This window comes from Nocardia sp. NPDC055050 (genome assembly GCF_053608345.1).
Map to the genome: position 1 here is coordinate 146,621 of NZ_JBSGVG010000003.1, position 17,999 is coordinate 164,619.

Consider the following 17,999-nt stretch of genomic DNA (forward strand, 5'->3'; position numbering starts at 1 on the left):
CGCTGTGGCCCACAGTATAAGCGCAGCACACTGCGGGCAACCGGCGCGGTGGTGCCCGTCCGCGAGGTCGCGGGCCCACGTTGGGCTGTGGGCGGCCCTCACTTGTGCTGGGGCGCGGAGGGCAGCGACAGACGTTTGAGGTGCAACGCGTTGAGAGCGACGATCAGGCTCGACCCCGACATCGCCATCGCGGCGATCTCCGGGCGCATGGTCAGACCCCACGGGGCGAAGACACCGGCCGCGATGGGCAGGGCGATGCCGTTGTAACCGACTGCCCAACCCAGGTTCTGGCGTTCCTTGTGGACCGTGCCGCGACCGATACGCAGGGCCGTCGACACCGCGTACGGGTCCGAGCGCATGAGCACCACGTCGGCGGTTTGGATGGCCACGTCGGTGCCTGCGCCGATGGCGATACCGAGGTCGGCGCGGGCCAGGGCGGGCGCGTCGTTCACCCCGTCGCCGACCATCGCGACCTTCTTACCGGTGCGTTGCAGATCGGCGATCCGGTCGGCCTTGTCCTTCGGTAGGACATCGGCGATCACGGTGTCGATGTCGATGTCGATGTCGATGCCGAGGTCGCGGGCGATGCGTTCGGCGGTGCCTGCGTTGTCACCGGTGAGCATGACCACGCCGACACCGAGGTCGTGCAGTGCCCGCACGGCGTCGGCGGAGGTCGGGCGTGCGGCGTCGGCCAGCGCGATCACCGCGTGCGCGTGACCGTCGACGGCGACCAGGACTGCGGTGTGGCCCGAGGCCGCCAGTTCGTCACGGTGTTTCGCCAACTCGCCCAGCTCGATGTGGTCGGCGTCGAGCAGTCCGCGGTTGCCCACGATCACGTGCTGCCCGTCGACCGTGGCCGTCGCGCCGCGGCCGGCCACATTCTGGAACCCGGTGGCCGAAAGGGTGTCCACACCATGGGCTTTCGCGTAGTCGACGATGGCCTCGGCGAGGGGATGCTCGGATTCGAGTTCCACCGCCGCGGCCAGTGCCAGCACCCGGTCGGTGTCCACGCCGGGCGCGGTGATCACGTCGGTGACTTCGGGTGCGCCCGTGGTGAGGGTGCCGGTCTTGTCCAGCACCACCACGTCGATGCGCGCCGCGTCCTCCAGCGCTGTCGCGTTCTTGAACAGCACACCACGTTCGGCGCCGAGACCGGTGCCGACCATGATCGCCGTGGGTGTCGCCAGCCCGAGCGCGTCCGGGCAGGTCACCACCACCACGGTGATCGCGAACAACAGTGCTGTGCTCAGCGAAGCACCGACGAGCAACCACACCGCCAGGGTGGTCAGGCTGCCCAGCAGCGCGACCAGGGTGAGCCAGAACGCGGCCCGATCGGCCAGCCGCTGACCCGGGGCCTTCGAATTCTGTGCCTGCTGCACCAATTCGACGATCTGAGCCAGAGCGGTGTCGGACCCGACCTTGGTGGCCTGCACCCGCAGGCTGCCGGTGGTGTTGATGGTCGCGCCGATCACCGCCGAACCCGGTTGCTTGGGCACCGGCATGCTCTCACCGGTCACCATCGACTCGTCGACCTCGCTCGACCCGTCCAGCACGGTGCCGTCGACGGCGATCTTCGCGCCGGGCCGCACCAGCAGCACCTCACCCACCCGCACGTCGGCGGTCGGCACCCGCACTTCCTGACCGTCGCGCAGCACAACGGCTTTCGGCGGCGACAGATCCAGCAGACTCGTCACCGCGTCGCCGGCGCCGCTGCGCGCCCGCATCTCGAACCAGTGGCCCAGCAGCACGAATGTCGCCAGCATCGTGGCGGCCTCGTAGAACACTTCACCGCCGCCGGTGAACGTCACATACAGCGAATACAGCCATCCCGTCCCGATCCCCACCGAGACCAGCACCATCATGTCGAGGGTGTGGGCCTTCAACGCCGCCCACGCCCCGGTGAAGAAGATCGTCGAGGAGTAGAAGATCACCGGCACGCTCAGGACGAGCATCCAGATGTCGGCGCGCATCCCGAACGGGACGGGCAGGTGCAGGCCGAGCATGTGGGTGGCCATCGGCGACCAGAGCATCACCAGGGTGGAGAAGACCAGCGCGACGAGGAATCGGTTGCGCATGTCGCGAGCCATGTCGTCCATCGACATCGACGCGTGCCCGCCGTGCTCGTGCCCACGGCCGTGCGCGGCGTGGGGCTGATCCCGACTCGGCACGCGATGGCTCGGAGACTCGCCGTGCGAGGGCATCGCAGGCGGCGCATGGCCGACCACGGAATCGGCGGACTGCTCGGGTGCCGTAGCGGATTCGGCACCGTGCGGGGCGGGCCGTGTATGCGTGGTCGGCTCGCTCGCCGGATCGCAGACGTGGGTCGGGACCGAGCGCCCCGCGCAGTGATAGCCACAGTCGCGGACCCAGGTGCGCAGGTCGGCGACGGATGTTCGGGTGGGGTCGTAGGTGACAGTGGCGGTTTGGGCGACCGGATTGGGGTCGACCGCGAGGACGCCGGGCCGGTGGCGCAGCCCGTTGGTCAGTCTCCCGTGGGAGCTGGCGCGCAGTTGCCCACCCACGTGCAGGACGGTGGTGGCGGAGGCCGGTTGATCCTGCGGGTCGGGCATCGCCGCTCCTGTCGCCGGTCGTGCACACGACGCGACAGCGCCCCGCGCTTCACTTCCCGGCGACTCTACCGGCGGCGTGTCACAGGTCGGCGCAGGTCACCGCGGCATCAGGAAGGGCCGTCGCCGCGCTGACCTGCGATCGTGTCAGAGACTGACGCCCAGGAGCGCGTCGACGGCGGCGCGGATCAGGGCGGGGGCTTCGGTGTCGGCGCCGCCGTAGGCGATGGCCTGTTCGGCCCAGTTGTCGATCGCGTCGAGTGCCTTCGGCGTGTCGAGATCGTCGGCCAGGTGCCGGCGCAGCCGGGCGACGGTGTCGGTGGCCGAGGGGCCCGAGGTCAGCGACACGGCCTCACGCCAGCGGTCGAGGCGGTGCTGCGCGGCGGTGAGGACCTCGTCGGTCCACATACGGTCGGCGCGGTAGTGACCGGCGAGCAGGCCGAGGCGGATCGCGGCGGGATCGACACCGGCGCGGCGCAGCTTCGACACCAGGACGAGGTTGCCCCGGGACTTCGACATCTTCTCGCCGTCCAGGCCGATCAGGCCGGCGTGCACGTAGTGGCGGGCGAAGCGGCGGGCGCCGGTGATCGCCTCGGCGTGCGCGGCGGAGTACTCGTGGTGGGGGTACATCAGGTCCGAGCCGCCACCCTGGATGTCGAACTCGGCGCCGATGCGGTTGAGCGCGATCGCCGCACACTCGATGTGCCAGCCGGGCCTGCCGGCGCCGAAAGGCGCCTCCCACGAAGGTTCACCGGGGCGTTCGGCCCGCCAGAGCAGCGCGTCGATGGTGTCGCGTTTGCCCGGCCGGTCCGGGTCGCCGCCGCGTTCGGCGAACAGCGTCTCCATGGTGGCGCGGTCGTAGCCGGATTCGTAGCCGAACTGCTCGGTGGCGTCGGTGCGGAAGTAGATGTCGGGGTACTCGGCATCGTCGACGATGTAGGCCGCGCCGGCCGCGAGCAACTTCTGCACCAGCTCCACCACCTCCTCCACCGATTCGATGGCACCGATGTAGTGGCGCGGGGGCAGCACCTGGAGTGCGGCCATGTCTTCGCGGAACAGGTCGATCTCGCGGCTGCCGAGGTCGCGCCAGTCGATACCGTCGCGGTCGGCGCGCTCGAACAGCGGGTCGTCGACGTCGGTGACGTTCTGCACGTAGTGCACGTCGTGGCCCGCGTCGCGCCAGACCCGGTTGACCAGGTCGAACGTCAGGTAGGTGGCGGCGTGACCGAGGTGGGTGGCGTCGTAGGGCGTGATGCCGCAGACGTACATCTTCGCGGTCTCGCCGGGGGTGACCGGGCGGATCTGACGGTCGGCGGTGTCGTACAAACGCAACGGCGGCCCTGTTCCGGGGACTGTCGGCAGGGCGATATCGGACCAGGACTGCATGTCTTCGAGGGTAGAGCCCCTGTCGAGGTGCTCGGCCCGCGGCCCGGCACATGGGGTTGCTCGCGGCGTCGCGGCACGGCCCGCTACCTGCACACAAACGTGTCGCGGCGCGAGCGTCAAGGTTTGCGCTCGAGCAGATCCGCTGGTCACGGGGGTAGCGAGGCGGATCGGGCGTGTCGTGCCCAGTGTGCGGTCCCACCTGGGCGAACGGTTGCCATCGCGATCATTGTCACAGTCCACAACTCACAAAACATCCCTATTGATCCCTATATGTACCTTCATTTACGGTTGTTTCATGACAGATCGTCTCTATTCGGTGGAGCAGGTCGCCGAACTGCTCGGACTGCATGTCCGCACCGTGCGCAGTTATGTGCGCGACGGCAAACTGCCCGCCGCGCGCATCGGCAAGCAGTACCGCATCACCCACGAAGACCTCGAGACCTTCACCGGACTGCCGATCACCACACCGCAGACGACCCCGCGTCGACACGCCGAGTCCTCCTGCATCGTCGAGATCGACGACATCGACCGCGCCACCGTCGACCGGATCACCACTCTGCTCACCGCAACCGCCGGTACCCGAGGCGGCGGCGGTCAGCGGATGCGCGTGGAGACCAGCTACGACCCGGCCCGGCACCGTCTCAAAGTGATCCTGCTCGGCAGCCTCGCCGACAGTTCCCGCCTGCTCGACTACCTGGACGGAATCCTGCGCTCATGATCTACAAAACCGACGAAGGCCGACGGCTCGTCGAGCAGCGCTACCGCGAACACCTCGACGCCTGGCCGGTGCCACGCGAGGAACTGCGGATCGACACCGGCATCGGCGAAACGTTCGTCGTGGCCTCCGGACCGGCGGACGCACCGCCGCTGGTCGTGCTGCACGGCTCAGGAGCCAACGCGAGCACCTGGCGCGCCGACATCGCGGAGTGGTCGAGAAGCTTCCGCGTGTATGCGGTGGATCTGCCCGGCGAACCCGGCTTCAGCGTCCCCACCCGGCTGGCACTGGACAGCGATGCGACCGCGAGCTGGCTCGACGAGGTCATCGACGGACTCGGCCTCGACACCGTGGCACTGGTCGGCATGTCGCTGGGTGGGTGGACCGCACTCGATTACGTCCTGCGCAGGCCGGGCCGGGTTACGACGTTGGTCCTGCTGTGCCCGGGAGGACTGGGCAAGCACCGCTACGGCTGGCTCGTGAAGGCGATCGGGCTACGGATGATCGGCAGGCACAGCGTGCGCGAGATGGCACGCCTGGGCCTCGGCCTGGATGGGGCGCAAGCGGATCCGATCGTCGACGACATCGCGTTGACGTTCACCCATTTCTCGCCCCGCCCCGGAAAACTGCCCATCTTCCGCGACGAACAACTACGCGAAGTGGACATCCCGGTCCTGATAATCGTCGGCGAACGCGACGCTCTGTTCGACTCCGCACGCACCGCCGAACGCGCCCGCGCCTTCACCCGAGGCGAGGTGCGGCTCCTGCCCGGAGTCGGGCACGCGCTACTGAATCAGTCTGCTGCGGTAAGCGAATTCGTGCTCTCGCACGCGGGATGAGACTTCGGTGCCACCGCTCCCCGACGTGCGGCGACACCGAACATGATCACATCACAGTTCGCGGCACTGCATCTGCGCCGCGTCCGGGCCGAGCTGCTGGGTCGCGTAATACGCCGCACCAACCTCGTTGCCGGCCTTCACCGTAACGTCGGGCAGCGGCGCGCCGGCCTGGTTGGTGGAGGAACACACATAGGTCTTCTCAGCCCACCACCCGGCAGGGAACGCCTGCGCGGGCGCGGCAACAGCAGCGGCAGCACCGGTGAGCAGCAACGCGGCTGCGGAGGCGGTGACGATAGAACGGGTCGACATAGGTTTCCTCAGATCTCACGGGGATAACGAAAGTGCTTGGAGCACACTAGCACCGGCGCTGACCAGGCAACAGAGCCTTGGCCACCGTGAGAAACCGCAGCTACAGCCGCGGTGAGCGGACCTCAGTCGACCTGATAGCGCATCAGCATCACCGTTTCGAAGCGCCGCGTCTCGACCAAGCGCAGCCCGATCCGCTGATCCAGTGCCGGGAACATCGGTGTGCCACCGCCGAGCACTATCGGCGAGACGAACAGCTGGTACTCGTCGATGAGCCCGTGTGGCATCAGCGCGGACGCGAGGCTCGCACCACCGACCTCCATGACGCCGTCGCCTTCGGCCTTGATCCTGCGGACCTCCTCGACGACGTTCTCGCTGACCAGGGTGCTGTTCCAGTGGACCTCGGTGAGCGTGCGGGAGCAGACGACCTTGGGTGTGCGGGTCCAGAGTTCGCCGAACTCGCGCTGGATGGGCGGTGCGTCCTCGGGCACGTGCGGCCAGTACTCGGCCATCAGCTCGTAGAGCCTGCGACCGTTCACCGCGACCTCGAGCCCGCGGAATCTGTCGTTGTGGTACTGGTGCAGCTCGTCGTCGGGGTCGGTCCAGTCGATTTTGCCGTCGCGGTCGTTGACGTAACCGTCGACTGACACGCCGAATCCGTAGATCAGTTTCCTCATACCGTGTAGACCTCCTTCGCGCTCGAAACTCATCGGCCCTCACCTCACCGTTTCGGACACTACGGGAAGGTGTCCGACCGGATCTGTCAGGCGACACCGAGCACGAGCGCGGCGCCCACGAGCTCGATCAGGCAGTAGAACCAGTTCGGATAGAAGCGCGTCGCGCTGTCGACCAGTCGCGAGATGATGCGACCGCCCGCCATCCCGGCCAGCGCGACACCCACGGTCAGCGCTGCCCCGGACCGCAGATCATCGGCACCGAACGCCGACCAGAACAGCACCCCGGCGACGGCCAGCCCGAAACCGCCGTACACCGCGCGAATCTCGGCCCGGCTCACCGCCGTCGCCACCGTCGTCCCGAACGGACGTGCCAGCGCGGCGGGAGCGACCAGCGCGTACAACCCCATCCCCGCGAACAGCACCGCGACAAGACTCAGCACGACGGTTCTCATCGGCTTCCCCCGACCACGCGCCACTGCGCAACCGACGGAGCCGGACCAGCATGTTGTCGCATCTCTTCTCCTCGCATCGTTGTCCGGCGATCCTCACACCCGGTCCGGCCTTGCGCTTCCGAAAACCTGCTACCGCCACGAAGGGCCCAGAATCCGAACCCGCTCACCCGACCCCGGATTCGGTGGTCAGATACACCACGAGATCGCGGGGCAGACCGTGGGTGTCGTGCAGGTAGTGGTAGTCGCCGTCGGTCAAGGGTCCGCTGAAACGACGGTGGGACAAGACCTTTCGCCCGCGCTGGAGCAGCAGATCGAATTTGTGTTCCTCCTCGACCAGCAGGGTGCGCACGTCCTGGCCGCGCACGGATTGCCGGAAGTGCCCGAGGGTGTGGTCCACCAGCTCGATCGGCAGGTCCGACAGAGTGCGGGTCGGATCGTCGCGCCACAACGTGGTGAGGGTGCGGCGGAGCAAACGCCGCAGGATGTGACCACGGCCCGACGGGGACGGGGTGACCCCGTCGCCGAGGACGACGATGCTCGATCGCAGATGGTCCGACAGCACTCGCAGCGACCGATCATCGAGCGGGCCCCAGATTCGGGGCAGGGTGCTCAGCCAGGGCTCGAACAGGTCGATCTCGAAGACGGACTGTGAGTTCCGCAGGATTCGCACCAGCCGTTCCAGCCCCAGCCCGGTGTCGACGCAGGGTCGGCGCATCGGTTCGAGGCTGCCGTCGGGATGGCGCAGGTAGCGCATCATGACGTGATTCCACACCTCCACCCACCGGTCATCGGTCATCGGTGTGCCCTGCGGCGTGTCGTCTCCGGTCCAGACGAAGATCTCGGAGTCGGGCCCGCACAGTCCGGTCGGGCCGTTGGACCACCAGTTCTCGTCGACGGTCGGTTCGACCGGCAGACCCAGCTCGTCCCAGGTGCGCCACGACTCGTGGTCGGGCTCGACGTGGTCGTCACCGCCGAACACCGTGACGTGCATCCGGTTCGGGTCGATACCGAAGCCGTCGCGCAGCAGTTCCACTCCCCACCGCAGGCTCTGCGGGCCGCGGTAGTCGCCGAGTGACCACGATCCGAGCATCTCGAACACGGTGAGGTGGGTGTCGTCACCGACCTCGTCGAGATCGGTGGTGCGCAAGCATCGCTGCGAGCCGGTGAGCCGCCGGCCCAGTGGGTGGGGCCGACCCCTCAGATACGGGGTCAACGGGTGCATCCCGGAGGTGGTGAACAGCACCGGATCCCCCGGCGAGGGAATGAGTGATCCGTCCGGTGTGAGTTCGTGCCCGCGTTCGCGGAAATAGTCGAGGAAGGTCCGAACGGTCTGGTCTGTGGTGATCATGGTGGTTGCTCCATCGAGGTGACATCGACCGGAAGCGGCCACCATGACGAACAGCGACAAGACCGACGCACGCCAGCGGACCGTTTCCGGTCGCCGGCATGGGAGAGAAGGTCAGGCGGCAGCGACCGGCGAGCTGAGAGCTCGTGCGGTCGCGGCAGCGAATCGGGATTCGACCTTCATGGCGGCAACGGTAGCAACCGGGCCGGGCGGAGCACGACCGATTTATCGGCGCCGGACCTGCTGTCAGAATGCGGGCCAGGGGATCGGACGCGAGGAGTTGGGGACAGGCATCACCGGGTGATCCAGCAAGGCCTTCGCCCGTTCGGCCAGGGCGGTGATCTCGGCGTCGGTGATGTGGATGGCCAGCGAATCGGCCACGGCGCCGGGCAGATTCGCGGCGAAGGTGGTGATGTCGGGGATCAGCGACTCGTGCACCGGTCGTCCCGCCCAGCCCCACAGCACGGTGCGCAGTTTCGGTTCGGCGTGCAGACAGATGCCGTGGTCGACGCCGTAGACCTGCCCGTCGACACCTTCCAGCGCATGCCCGCCTTTGCGATCGGCGTTGTTGAGCAACAGATCCAGCACCGCCATCCGCTGCAGGCGCGGATCGTCGGCGTGGATGAGCGAGACCTCGTTGCCCTGCTCGTCGAGCGCGCGCAGCACTTCGCAGAATCCCGCGGGCACGGTTCCCGGCGTGCACAGATCGACCAGGTCGAGGCGCTGACGGGCATCGGTGCGGTTGTCGACCGAGGTGACCCAGCGCTGCACCATGCCCGGCCCCAGCGGCCCGTCGCGCAGCACCGTTTCGGGGATCACACCCCAGCCGAGGTGTTCGGAGATCAGATACGACGCAACCTCTCGGCCCGCGAGGGTGCCGTCGGGAAAGTCCCACAGCGGCCGTTCACCACGCACCGGCTTGTACACCACCCGCAGCGGGGCACCGTCGGGTTCGGGTGCGGCGATCTCACAGACCAGCGTGAGGTTGCTGGCGACGCCGATCCGGCCGACGATGTCGAGGTCACCTTCGGTGAGTACCGGCACAGAAGATCACTCCTCTTCGAGCTCGGCAGCGCCGAAGATCTCGCCGCGCTTGTACCCGTTGGTGCGCACACACATGTGCCCCCGCGAGGACAGCGGTTCCCCGCACAGCGGGCACGGTGGGCGGCCCGCCGCGATCACCCGCGCCGACCGCAACGCGAACTCGCGTGCCTGGATGGGGGTCAGGAAAACCCGCACCGCGTCGGGGCCTTCGTCGGTGTCGTCGAGCACCACCGATTCGTCGACCTCGGTCTCGGTGATCGCGAGCAACTCGACCACTACGGCGCCTGCGTCGGAATCCCAGCCCAGACCCATGGTGCCGACCCGGAATTCGGTGTCGATGGGGGTGACCAGCGGCGCGACATCGCGCACGTCCTCACCTTCGGGTGGCACCTCGGCGCCGAAGCGGCGCGCTACCTCGTCGAGCAGCAGACCCATCCGGTCGGCGAGCACCTTCACCTGCTGCTTCTCGAGCAGCACACTCACCACCAGCGGCTCCTGCACAGCCTGCAGGTAGAACGAACGATCGCCCGGTTCACCGACGGTCCCGGCGACGAAACGATCGGGGGTGCGAAATACATGGATTGCGCGTGACACATGCACCTCCTGATACGTGACCCTGATCGACACTCACGAACACACTCCTCTAAGGAGAATCGCGGTGCCCCGCATTCCCATTATCCGCGTTCGCGGCCGCAGGTACCTCTCCACCAGGTGTCGGTGTCGTCGGTGCGGACGCGGCCAGCGCGGAAAGATCGGCGCCGGTGTCGTTGAACTTCCACACCGACGGCCCGTGCGGGCTGTAGCGGACGACGCTGATCGAGGCCGGTTCCACCGCGATCCGCTGAAAACTGTCCAGGTGCAGGCCGAGGGCGTCGGCAAGGATCGATTTGATGACGTCGCCGTGCGCGCACGCCACCCACAGCACATCCCGGCCCGCTTTCTCGGACAGCGTGCGTTCGATGTCGCGGATCGCGGCGACCGCGCGCTGCTGGACCTGGGCCAGCCCTTCCCCACCGGGGAACACCGCGCCCGAGGCGTGACCCTGCACGATCCGCCACAGCGGTTCGGTGACCAGCTCGGCGATCGGGCGCCCGGTCCAGTCGCCGTAGTCGACCTCGATGAGGCGTTCGTCGTGGTCGGGTTCGAGACCGAGTTTCTCGGCCAGCGGCGCCACCGTGCGCTGACAGCGCAGCAGCGGCGAGCTGGCGATGTGTTCGATCGGCAGCATCGCGAGCCGGTCGGCCACCGCGGCGGCCTGTTCGGTACCGCGCTCGGTGAGTTCGACACCGGGGGCGCGGCCCGCGAGGGTGCGCGCGGTGTTGGAGGTGGACACTCCGTGCCGGAGCAGGATCACCGTCATGGGACCAGCCTAACCATGGGTCGGGGTCGGGATCAGGTGGCGGAGACGACGCCGGCGGCCAGCAGGCCCATCACAGCGAGGCCGACGATGATCCGATACCCGACGAACCAGTAGAACGAATGCTTGCCGACGAACTTCAAAAGCCAGGCCACCGAGGCATACCCGACGAAGAACGCCAGCACGGTAGCGACCAGCAACTGCGGCCCACTGGCATTGAGCCCCTCACCTGCCGGTTCGAACGCGTCAGGCAGGCTGAACAGCCCGGACGCGGTCACTGCGGGGATCGCCAGCAGGAAGGAGAACCGCACAGCCGCCTCACGCTTCAAGCCGAGGAACAGGCCCGCGGTGGAGGTGGCGCCGGAGCGAGAGACGCCCGGGATCAGCGCCAGGCACTGTGCCAAGCCCATGACGATGCCGTCGCGGGTGGTGAGCTGTTCGATGGGGCGTTCTTTCTTACCGAAGTACTCACCGGCGGCGATCACGAGAGCGAAAGCGATCAGCATGAACGACACCAGCCACAGATTGCGGGCACCGGTGCGGATCTCGTCCTTGAACAGATACCCCAGCACACCGATCGGGATCGTGGCGATGATCACGTACCAGCCGATGCGATAGTCGAGTTCGCGCTGGGTGTCACGTTCATGAGCTTCGCGGGCGCTGCGGTCCATCACCGGCAGTTTCGTGGTCACCCGATCGCCGACCGCGACCTCACGCTGCGAGCGTTCCCGCCACCGCATGCCGAGGGTGGTGAACCAGGCGACGAGGATGCGCCAGATGTCTTTGGCGAAGTACACCAGGACCGCGAGTTCGGTGCCGAGTTGAGTGACAGCGGTGAACGAGGCACCCGCGTCGTCGCCGAAGAACACGCCCGAGACGATCCGAAGGTGTCCGGAGGAGGAGATCGGCAGGAACTCGGTGAGTCCCTGCACCAATCCGAGTACCAATGCCTGGAACCAGGTCATCGACTCGCCCAACACGTCCTCCTGCTGACTCGCGCCCGAAAGACGGCGTCCTCCTGGGCTTTTCCTTCACCTGCGGCTGTGACCGCCACGATCTCGCAGCGACCCTACCCGTCGTTGCGGTCGGTCGTCGCCCGCCCATCACCGAGATCGAGTTCTGCCGCGCCGTGGCACGGGTCGCCGAGCGAGGCAGTGGTGGTGCGCGCATTAGGCTGTCGCCGTGACGAATGCGCGGGCGCGGTGATGGAACAGCGAACGGTGGGACGCAGCGGACTTCGGGTGTCGCGAATCGGGTTGGCGACTCATACCTGGGGGACACATACCGATGCCGATGAGGCATCGGTGCAGTTGGCGGCGTTCACCGAGGCCGGTGGCACGCTCGTCGACCTCTCGCCGGTCTACGGCGAGGGGGTGGCGCAGCGGATCCTGGCGGACCTGCTCGGCGACCTGGTGTCGCGTGACGAATTGGTGCTCAGCGGAAGCGCGGGTGTGGTGATGCACGCGCCCGGCGCCGGGGTCGGCGACTCGGTGCCCGCGCCCGCGGCGGTGGGCCCGGTGGTCGACGCGTCGCGGCGCACGCTGCTCAAACAACTCGATCGGACCCTGCTCGAACTGGGCACCGACCATCTCGACATCTGGAGCATCGCCGCCTGGGATCCGTACACCCCGCTCGATGAGGTCGCGGCAACCCTCGAGACCGCGGTGCGTACCGGACGCACCCGGTACGCGGGGGTGCGTGGTTTCGCGGCGTGGCAGTTGGCGAGTCTGGCCGCGATCGCGCCGATCAGCGCCGCGCAGACGCCGTATTCGCTGCTCGCGCGTGGCACCGAGAACGATGTGATTCCCGCCGCCCGCCACCATGGGGTGGGCGTCATCGCGTCGGCGCCGCTGGCGGGTGGGATCCTGACCGGCAAGTATCGCGACGGTGTCCCCGCGGATTCGCGGGGTGCCGACGAGGCGACCGCGGCCGAGATCCGGCGCAGGCTCGACGACGATCGCGCGACCAGGGTGGTCGACGCGCTGGTCACCGCCGCCGACGGGCTCGGCACGTCGCCGCTGGCGGTGGCGCTGGCCTGGATCCGTGATCGGCCGGGCATCACGAGCATGATCGTCGGTGCCCGCGATATCGGTCAGCTCACCGGTGTGCTGGCCGCCGAGACACTCGAGTTGCCGCGAGCGATCGCGGCAGCACTGGACGATGTGAGCGCCCGTTCCGAATGATGGCTAGCCTTACCTGCATGAAACTGCGTGGTGTGCTGACGGCGATGCTCGCGGCGACGGTGCTGACCGGCGCCGTCGCTTGCACCGCAAGCAATCCTGCATCGACTGCCAATTCCGGTGGGCCGGTGACAGCCCAGCTCGCCGACCTCGACCCCGTACCGATCGGACCCGCGCCGAGTCCGCGATTGCCGGTGACGGTGCAGTCCCATGACGGCACCGACGTGACGATCACCGACACCTCGCGGATCATCGCCGTCGACCGGTACGGCACCCTCGCCCAAACCGTCTGGGCCCTCGGCCTCGGCGCGAACCTCGTCGGCCGCAGCACCTCGGCCTCGTTCCCCGCCGTCGCGTCCGTGCCCAATGTGGCCGGTGGCAACGGCAGCCTCAGCGTCGAAGCGGTCCTGAACCTGCGCCCGTCGGTGTTCCTCACCGACACCACCAGCGCGGCCCCCGCCGTGCGTGAGCAGCTACGCGCAGCCGGGGTGACCGTCGTCTACTTCGACCCCGAGCGCAGCATGGACGGCGTCGTCCCGCAGATCGAGGCCGTGGCCACCGCACTGGGCGTTCCCGAGGCGGGCAAGCAGCTCGGCGCGCGCACCCACGACGAGATCGCCGCCGCGACCGCCCGCGTGCCGAAGCAGGATCCACAGCCCAAGATCGCGTTCCTGTACCTGCGCAGTGCCGCGATCACCATGATCGCCGGGCGCGGCTCGGGCGCCGATTCGCTGATCACCGCGATCGGTGGCGTGGACGCGGGCACCGCCTCCGGGGTGAACGAACCGTTCGTGTCCATCACCAGCGAGGCGATGATCGCCGCCGCCCCCGATGTGTTGCTCGTGATGTCGGACGGGCTGAAATCGGTGGGTGGCGTCGAGGGACTGGAGAAGGTGCCCGGCATCGCCCAGACTCCGGCGGGCCGCAATCGGCGCGTGGTCGACATGTCCGACGCGGTGATCCTCAGTTTCGGCCCCAACACCGGCCGCGTCGTCTCCGCGCTGTCCGACGCCGTCTACGGCAAATCGGCATGAGCGATCAGCAACCGCGCCGGGTGGACACCGCATGAGCGAGGTGCCCGACCTGACCGAGTCCGCGAACGCCCCACGGATCACCGACTCCACTCCTGATCCGCTGCCGCCCACCGCGCACCGGGCCACGCGCGTGACCGTCGTGTTCGCGGTCGCGCTGCTCGCCCTGCTCGTGCTGGCCGTGGTGTCGGCGGTGCTCGGGCAGGTTCCCACGACCGCCGCCGAGGTGCTCGGCAGTGTGGCGCACCGGATCGGCCTCGATATCGGGCCCCTGCCCGCCCATCCGGCCGGTGAGGTGACGCTGTGGGAGGTGCGGTTCCCTCGCGTGGCCCTGGCCGTCCTGGTCGGCGCCTCGCTCGCGACAGCGGGTGCGTTGCTGCAGGGCGTGTTCGCCAATCCGCTGGCCGAACCCGGCGTCATCGGGGTGTCGGCCGGCGCGGCGGTCGGGGCGGGCACCGTGATCGTGGTCGGCGGCGCGTTCGTCGCCGCGTGGTCGGTGGCAGCGGCCGCCTTCGTCGCCGGTCTGATCACCACCGCGCTGGTCTACGTGCTGTCGAGGTCGGGCGGTCGCACCGAAGTGGTGACCCTGATCCTCACCGGTGTCGCGATCAACGCCTTCGCCGGCGGGTTGATCGCGCTGCTGCTGTTCGTCGCCAGCCCCGCCGCGCGGGATCAGATCGTGTTCTGGCAGCTCGGCAGCCTCAACGGCGCCACCTGGCAGTCGGTGGCGGTGGTGGCGGCGCTGGCCTCGGTCGGCATCCTGGCCGCGATTCTCATCGCACCACGCCTGGATCTGCTCGCGCTCGGCGATTCCGCGGCCCGCCACCTCGGTGTCGACGTGGAGCGGCTGCGCAGGCAGGTGATCGTGGTGGTCGCCGTGCTCACCGCCGCGGGCGTGGCGTTCAGCGGCATCATCTTGTTCGTCGGCCTGATCGTGCCGCACCTGGTGCGCATGATGGTCGGCCCCGGCCACCGGGTGCTCGTCCCGCTCAGCGCGATCGTGGGCGCGGTGGTGCTGCTCGGCGCCGACGTCGTCGCCCGCACGCTGGTCCACAACGCGGACCTGCCACTGGGCATGCTCACCTCCCTGATCGGCGGCCCGTTCTTCTTCTGGCTGCTGCGCCGCACCCGTGCCCGCGCAGGAGGTTGGGGATGACCGACACCACCCGCGAGCGCCGCGCCTCCTGGCGTTCGCTGTTCGCACGAACCCCCGACGTGCCCACGCGCCCGGAGCTCGGCGCCGTCACCCTGCGCGCCGCCGGACTCACCGTCGAGCGGGGCACCCGTACCGTCCTCGACGAGGTCGACTTCCAGGTCGCGGCCGGAGAGATCGTCGCGCTCGTCGGGCCGAACGGCGCGGGCAAGTCCAGCCTGCTCGCCGCCCTCGCCGGCGAACTAGAGCCCAGCGCAGGCACGGTCAAACTCGAAGGCCACGCGCTCTCGCACTGGACCCCCGCCGATATGGCCCGCCGCCGCGCGGTGCTGCCCCAATCGCACGCCGTGGGCTTCCCGTTCACCGCGCGTGAGGTCGTCGCCATGGGCCGCGCCCCGTGGCTGCACACGCCCGCCGCCGGCGACGACGACGCCCTCATCACCGCGGCACTGGCCGCCACCGACGTCACCCACCTCGCCACGCGCGTGTTCCCGTCGTTGTCGGGCGGCGAGCGTGCCCGGGTGGCCCTGGCCCGCGTTCTGGCCCAGGACACCGCCACCCTGCTGCTGGACGAACCGACCGCGGCCCTCGACCTCGGTCACCAGGAAGCCGTCCTGCGCTTGGCCGCCACCCGCGCCGCCGAGGGCGCCGCTGTGGTCGTCGTGGTCCACGACCTGGGGGTCGCCGCCGCCTACGCCGACCGGGTCACCGTCTTGGACGCGGGACGCGTCGCCGCCGATGGCCCCCCGCGCGAGATCCTCACCCGCGAACTGCTCACCGCCGTCTACCACCACCCCGTCGACGTCTTCGACCACCCGGCCACCGGCGCCCAACTCGTCTTGCCCGAACGCGGTCACCACTGACGCAACGGGTTCGTCCTGATCGAACGCGACCGTGTCGAGGAAGGGTCGACACGCGGGCCGCAGCAGCGACGGAGGGCTGAGCGGGGCTGAGTAGGCTGGGCGCCGAGGTCATTCGTCCACCGCGGTCACCATCGCACACGACGATCGGTCCACTCGTCGCTCGCGAACGTGGCTCGCTCCTATCGTAAGAGGAGATCCGATGAGCCCCACCATCGCCAGCGTCGTCATCCCCGTATCCGATCTGGCCGCGACGAAAGCCGTCTACACCACCCTCTACGGCGAACCCCACACCGACGAGCCGTACTACGTCGGCTGGGCAGTCGGAGACGTCCAGATCGGCCTCGACCCCAGCGGTGACGTCACGGCGGGTCCGGTCGCCTTCGCCGGAGTCGACGATGTGGACAAGGCCAGAGCAGCGGCGATCGCCGCGGGCGCGACCGAACGGACCGCCCCGCGCGAAGTCAGCCCCGGCGCCCGTATCTGCGTCCTGGAAGACACCGACGGCAATGCTTTCGGCATCATCGGCAAGTAGCGCACGAGATCGTGGCACGCACGGCCACGATCTTTCGCCCGAGTTATTGACCTACAGGTATAGAACGTCTACCGTCGAAACATGGCCAGGCCCCAGAACTTCGACACCGACACGGTCCTCGACCGTGCGATGGACCAGTTCTGGACCCACGGCTACGCCAACACCTCCCCCGCACAGCTCGCCGATGCCACCGGCATCGGGAAAGGCAGCCTGTACAACACCTTCGGCAGCAAACGCGCCCTGTTCGACATCGTTCTCGACCGCTACGGCCGACTCGGCGTGGCCATGGCCGAGGACTACATGTCCCGGCCCGGAACCACCCGCGAGTGTCTGCGCGAATACCTGCGCGCCGCGGTCGATCTCGACATGGCCTCGCCGACCCGGCGCGGCTGCCTCGCCGTCAACACCGCGGCAGAACTCGGCGGTCACGACGCGGCAGCCACCGCGGTGTTGCGCGGCATCGAACAACGCATCGTCGCCACCCTGGCAGCCCGTATCGACCAGGGCCGCCGCGACGGCGACGTCGACCGTGAGGTGGACCCGAATTCGATTGCGGCCCTGTTGTTCACCACCAGCGCGGGTCTGCGTCTCATGGCGAAGACCAACGATGCCGCCCAGCTCTACCGCCTCGTCGACGTAGCACTGACCACCCTCTGAAACCCCCTTCCCACCAGCACTTTCCGCATGCCCTAATTATTGACCTGTAGTTCAAGAAAGGTACGAGCATGGATCTCGAACTCACCGGCAAGACCGCCGTCGTCACCGGAGCCTCACGCGGCATCGGTCTGGCCGTCGCCGAAACACTCGCCGCGGAGGGCGTGCGTGTCGTCGGCGCCGCACGCACGATCACTCCCGAGCTCGACAAGGTCGCGGCCGCGACGGTCGCCGCCGATCTGGGGACCGCGCAGGGCGTCGCCACAGTCATCGACACCGCGCTGGAGGAACTCGGCGGCATCGACATCCTGATCAACAATGTCGGCGGCGGCGACCCGGATCGGCTCACGCTGGCCGGGTTCCTCGACACCACCGACGACCAGTGGCACCACTTCCTCGACATCAATCTGTTCAGCGCGATCCGGGCCACCCGCGCGGCGCTGCCGAGCCTGCTCGATCGCCGCGGCACCATCATCAACGTCTCGTCCATCAACGCGCACCTGCCCGCGGTGGGCCCCACTGGCTACAGCGAAGCCAAAGCCGCCCTCACCTCCCTCGGCAAACGGCTCAGCGAGGAGTTCGGCCCGCAGGGCGTGCGGGTCAACACCGTCTCCCCCGGCCCCGTCGGCACCAGGATCTGGCGCGACGAACACCGCATCGGCGCCAAACTGGCTGCCGCCCAAGGCATCTCCCACGAGCAACTGCTCGAGGCGCTGCCCGAACAGTTCGACATCGCCTCGCGCCGGATCTCCGAAGCCGCCGAGGTCGCCGCGCTGATCGCCTTCCTCGCCTCGGCCAAGTCCGCCAACATCCTCGGCGCCGACGTGGTGATCGACGGCGGCATCATCAAGACGATCTGATCTGGCCCGCGCGGTACCTCGGTATCAGATCGAGGTAC

General features: G+C 68.5%; 19 protein-coding genes. 9 read left to right on the forward strand and 10 right to left on the reverse strand.

What is annotated here, in order from left to right; genetic code table 11:
• Positions 1–98: 98 nt before the first annotated feature.
• Both ACWGCN_RS05205 and mshC read right to left on the reverse strand, forming a co-directional pair.
• Entirely contained in the window at positions 99–2,570 is a 2,472-nt protein-coding gene (locus tag ACWGCN_RS05205; protein WP_452459285.1) for a heavy metal translocating P-type ATPase, read from the reverse strand.
• Positions 2,571–2,714: 144 nt separating this feature from the next.
• A complete protein-coding gene (gene mshC, locus ACWGCN_RS05210; protein ID WP_378991824.1) occupies positions 2,715–3,953 on the reverse strand; it encodes a cysteine--1-D-myo-inosityl 2-amino-2-deoxy-alpha-D-glucopyranoside ligase in 1,239 nt (412 codons plus the stop codon).
• Between the two features lie 295 nt (positions 3,954–4,248).
• On the opposite strand from mshC, the gene ACWGCN_RS05215 reads away from it, so the two are divergent.
• Both ACWGCN_RS05215 and ACWGCN_RS05220 read left to right on the forward strand, forming a co-directional pair.
• Entirely contained in the window at positions 4,249–4,671 is a 423-nt protein-coding gene (locus ACWGCN_RS05215) for a helix-turn-helix domain-containing protein (protein WP_378629083.1), read from the forward strand.
• Positions 4,668–5,507, forward strand: a complete 840-nt coding sequence (locus ACWGCN_RS05220) for an alpha/beta fold hydrolase (protein WP_449962280.1) — start codon at positions 4,668–4,670, stop codon at positions 5,505–5,507. The genes ACWGCN_RS05215 and ACWGCN_RS05220 overlap by 4 nt, the downstream gene beginning before the upstream one ends.
• Before the next feature lie 51 nt (positions 5,508–5,558).
• Here ACWGCN_RS05220 and ACWGCN_RS05225 read toward each other — a convergent pair whose 3' ends face one another.
• The 8 genes from ACWGCN_RS05225 to ACWGCN_RS05260 form a co-directional block, all read right to left on the reverse strand.
• Positions 5,559–5,816 (reverse strand): hypothetical protein, encoded by a 258-nt coding sequence (locus tag ACWGCN_RS05225; protein ID WP_194828263.1) that lies wholly within the window; start codon positions 5,814–5,816, stop codon positions 5,559–5,561.
• Positions 5,817–5,938: 122 nt separating this feature from the next.
• On the reverse strand, positions 5,939–6,490 hold the full coding sequence (locus ACWGCN_RS05230; RefSeq protein WP_452451143.1) for a dihydrofolate reductase family protein: 552 nt from the start codon (positions 6,488–6,490) through the stop codon (positions 5,939–5,941).
• 86 nt (positions 6,491–6,576) lie between these two features.
• The gene (locus ACWGCN_RS05235) at positions 6,577–6,942 is read right to left on the reverse strand and encodes a DUF4345 domain-containing protein (protein WP_449962277.1); all 366 of its coding nucleotides are present in this window, start codon (positions 6,940–6,942) and stop codon (positions 6,577–6,579) included.
• Between the two features lie 163 nt (positions 6,943–7,105).
• Entirely contained in the window at positions 7,106–8,290 is a 1,185-nt protein-coding gene (locus tag ACWGCN_RS05240; RefSeq protein ID WP_449962274.1) for an alanine--tRNA ligase-related protein, read from the reverse strand.
• Positions 8,291–8,533: 243 nt separating this feature from the next.
• Positions 8,534–9,331 carry an SCO1664 family protein gene (locus ACWGCN_RS05245; protein ID WP_387444961.1) on the reverse strand — a complete coding sequence of 266 codons (798 nt, stop codon included), beginning with the start codon at positions 9,329–9,331 and terminating at the stop codon, positions 8,534–8,536.
• A gap of 6 nt (positions 9,332–9,337) precedes the next feature.
• On the reverse strand, positions 9,338–9,925 hold the full coding sequence (locus ACWGCN_RS05250) for a DUF3090 domain-containing protein (RefSeq protein ID WP_266288581.1): 588 nt from the start codon (positions 9,923–9,925) through the stop codon (positions 9,338–9,340).
• Between the two features lie 49 nt (positions 9,926–9,974).
• On the reverse strand, positions 9,975–10,691 hold the full coding sequence (locus ACWGCN_RS05255) for a histidine phosphatase family protein (RefSeq protein ID WP_452459284.1): 717 nt from the start codon (positions 10,689–10,691) through the stop codon (positions 9,975–9,977).
• Between the two features lie 32 nt (positions 10,692–10,723).
• Positions 10,724–11,653: an undecaprenyl-diphosphate phosphatase gene (locus tag ACWGCN_RS05260; RefSeq protein WP_387445373.1), complete on the reverse strand. Its 930-nt coding sequence runs from the start codon at positions 11,651–11,653 to the stop codon at positions 10,724–10,726.
• A gap of 240 nt (positions 11,654–11,893) precedes the next feature.
• On the opposite strand from ACWGCN_RS05260, the gene ACWGCN_RS05265 reads away from it, so the two are divergent.
• The 7 genes from ACWGCN_RS05265 (at position 11,894) to ACWGCN_RS05295 (ending at position 17,961) form a co-directional block, all read left to right on the forward strand.
• Positions 11,894–12,871, forward strand: coding sequence for an aldo/keto reductase (locus ACWGCN_RS05265; RefSeq protein ID WP_378991833.1), 978 nt, complete (start codon positions 11,894–11,896; stop codon positions 12,869–12,871).
• Between the two features lie 17 nt (positions 12,872–12,888).
• Positions 12,889–13,902 carry a heme/hemin ABC transporter substrate-binding protein gene (locus ACWGCN_RS05270; protein ID WP_387444959.1) on the forward strand — a complete coding sequence of 338 codons (1,014 nt, stop codon included), beginning with the start codon at positions 12,889–12,891 and terminating at the stop codon, positions 13,900–13,902.
• 31 nt (positions 13,903–13,933) lie between these two features.
• Complete coding sequence (locus ACWGCN_RS05275; RefSeq protein WP_378991835.1) at positions 13,934–15,055, forward strand: FecCD family ABC transporter permease; 1,122 nt, start codon at positions 13,934–13,936, stop codon at positions 15,053–15,055.
• Positions 15,052–15,915 carry a heme ABC transporter ATP-binding protein gene (locus ACWGCN_RS05280; RefSeq protein ID WP_452459283.1) on the forward strand — a complete coding sequence of 288 codons (864 nt, stop codon included), beginning with the start codon at positions 15,052–15,054 and terminating at the stop codon, positions 15,913–15,915. Before ACWGCN_RS05275 ends, ACWGCN_RS05280 begins: the two co-directional genes overlap by 4 nt.
• A gap of 199 nt (positions 15,916–16,114) precedes the next feature.
• A complete protein-coding gene (locus ACWGCN_RS05285) occupies positions 16,115–16,447 on the forward strand; it encodes a VOC family protein (protein WP_378991837.1) in 333 nt (110 codons plus the stop codon).
• Positions 16,448–16,528: 81 nt separating this feature from the next.
• Complete coding sequence (locus ACWGCN_RS05290) at positions 16,529–17,104, forward strand: TetR/AcrR family transcriptional regulator (RefSeq protein ID WP_378991838.1); 576 nt, start codon at positions 16,529–16,531, stop codon at positions 17,102–17,104.
• Between the two features lie 68 nt (positions 17,105–17,172).
• Positions 17,173–17,961: an SDR family oxidoreductase gene (locus ACWGCN_RS05295; protein ID WP_452459282.1), complete on the forward strand. Its 789-nt coding sequence runs from the start codon at positions 17,173–17,175 to the stop codon at positions 17,959–17,961.
• The last annotated feature ends 38 nt before the right edge of the window (positions 17,962–17,999 follow it).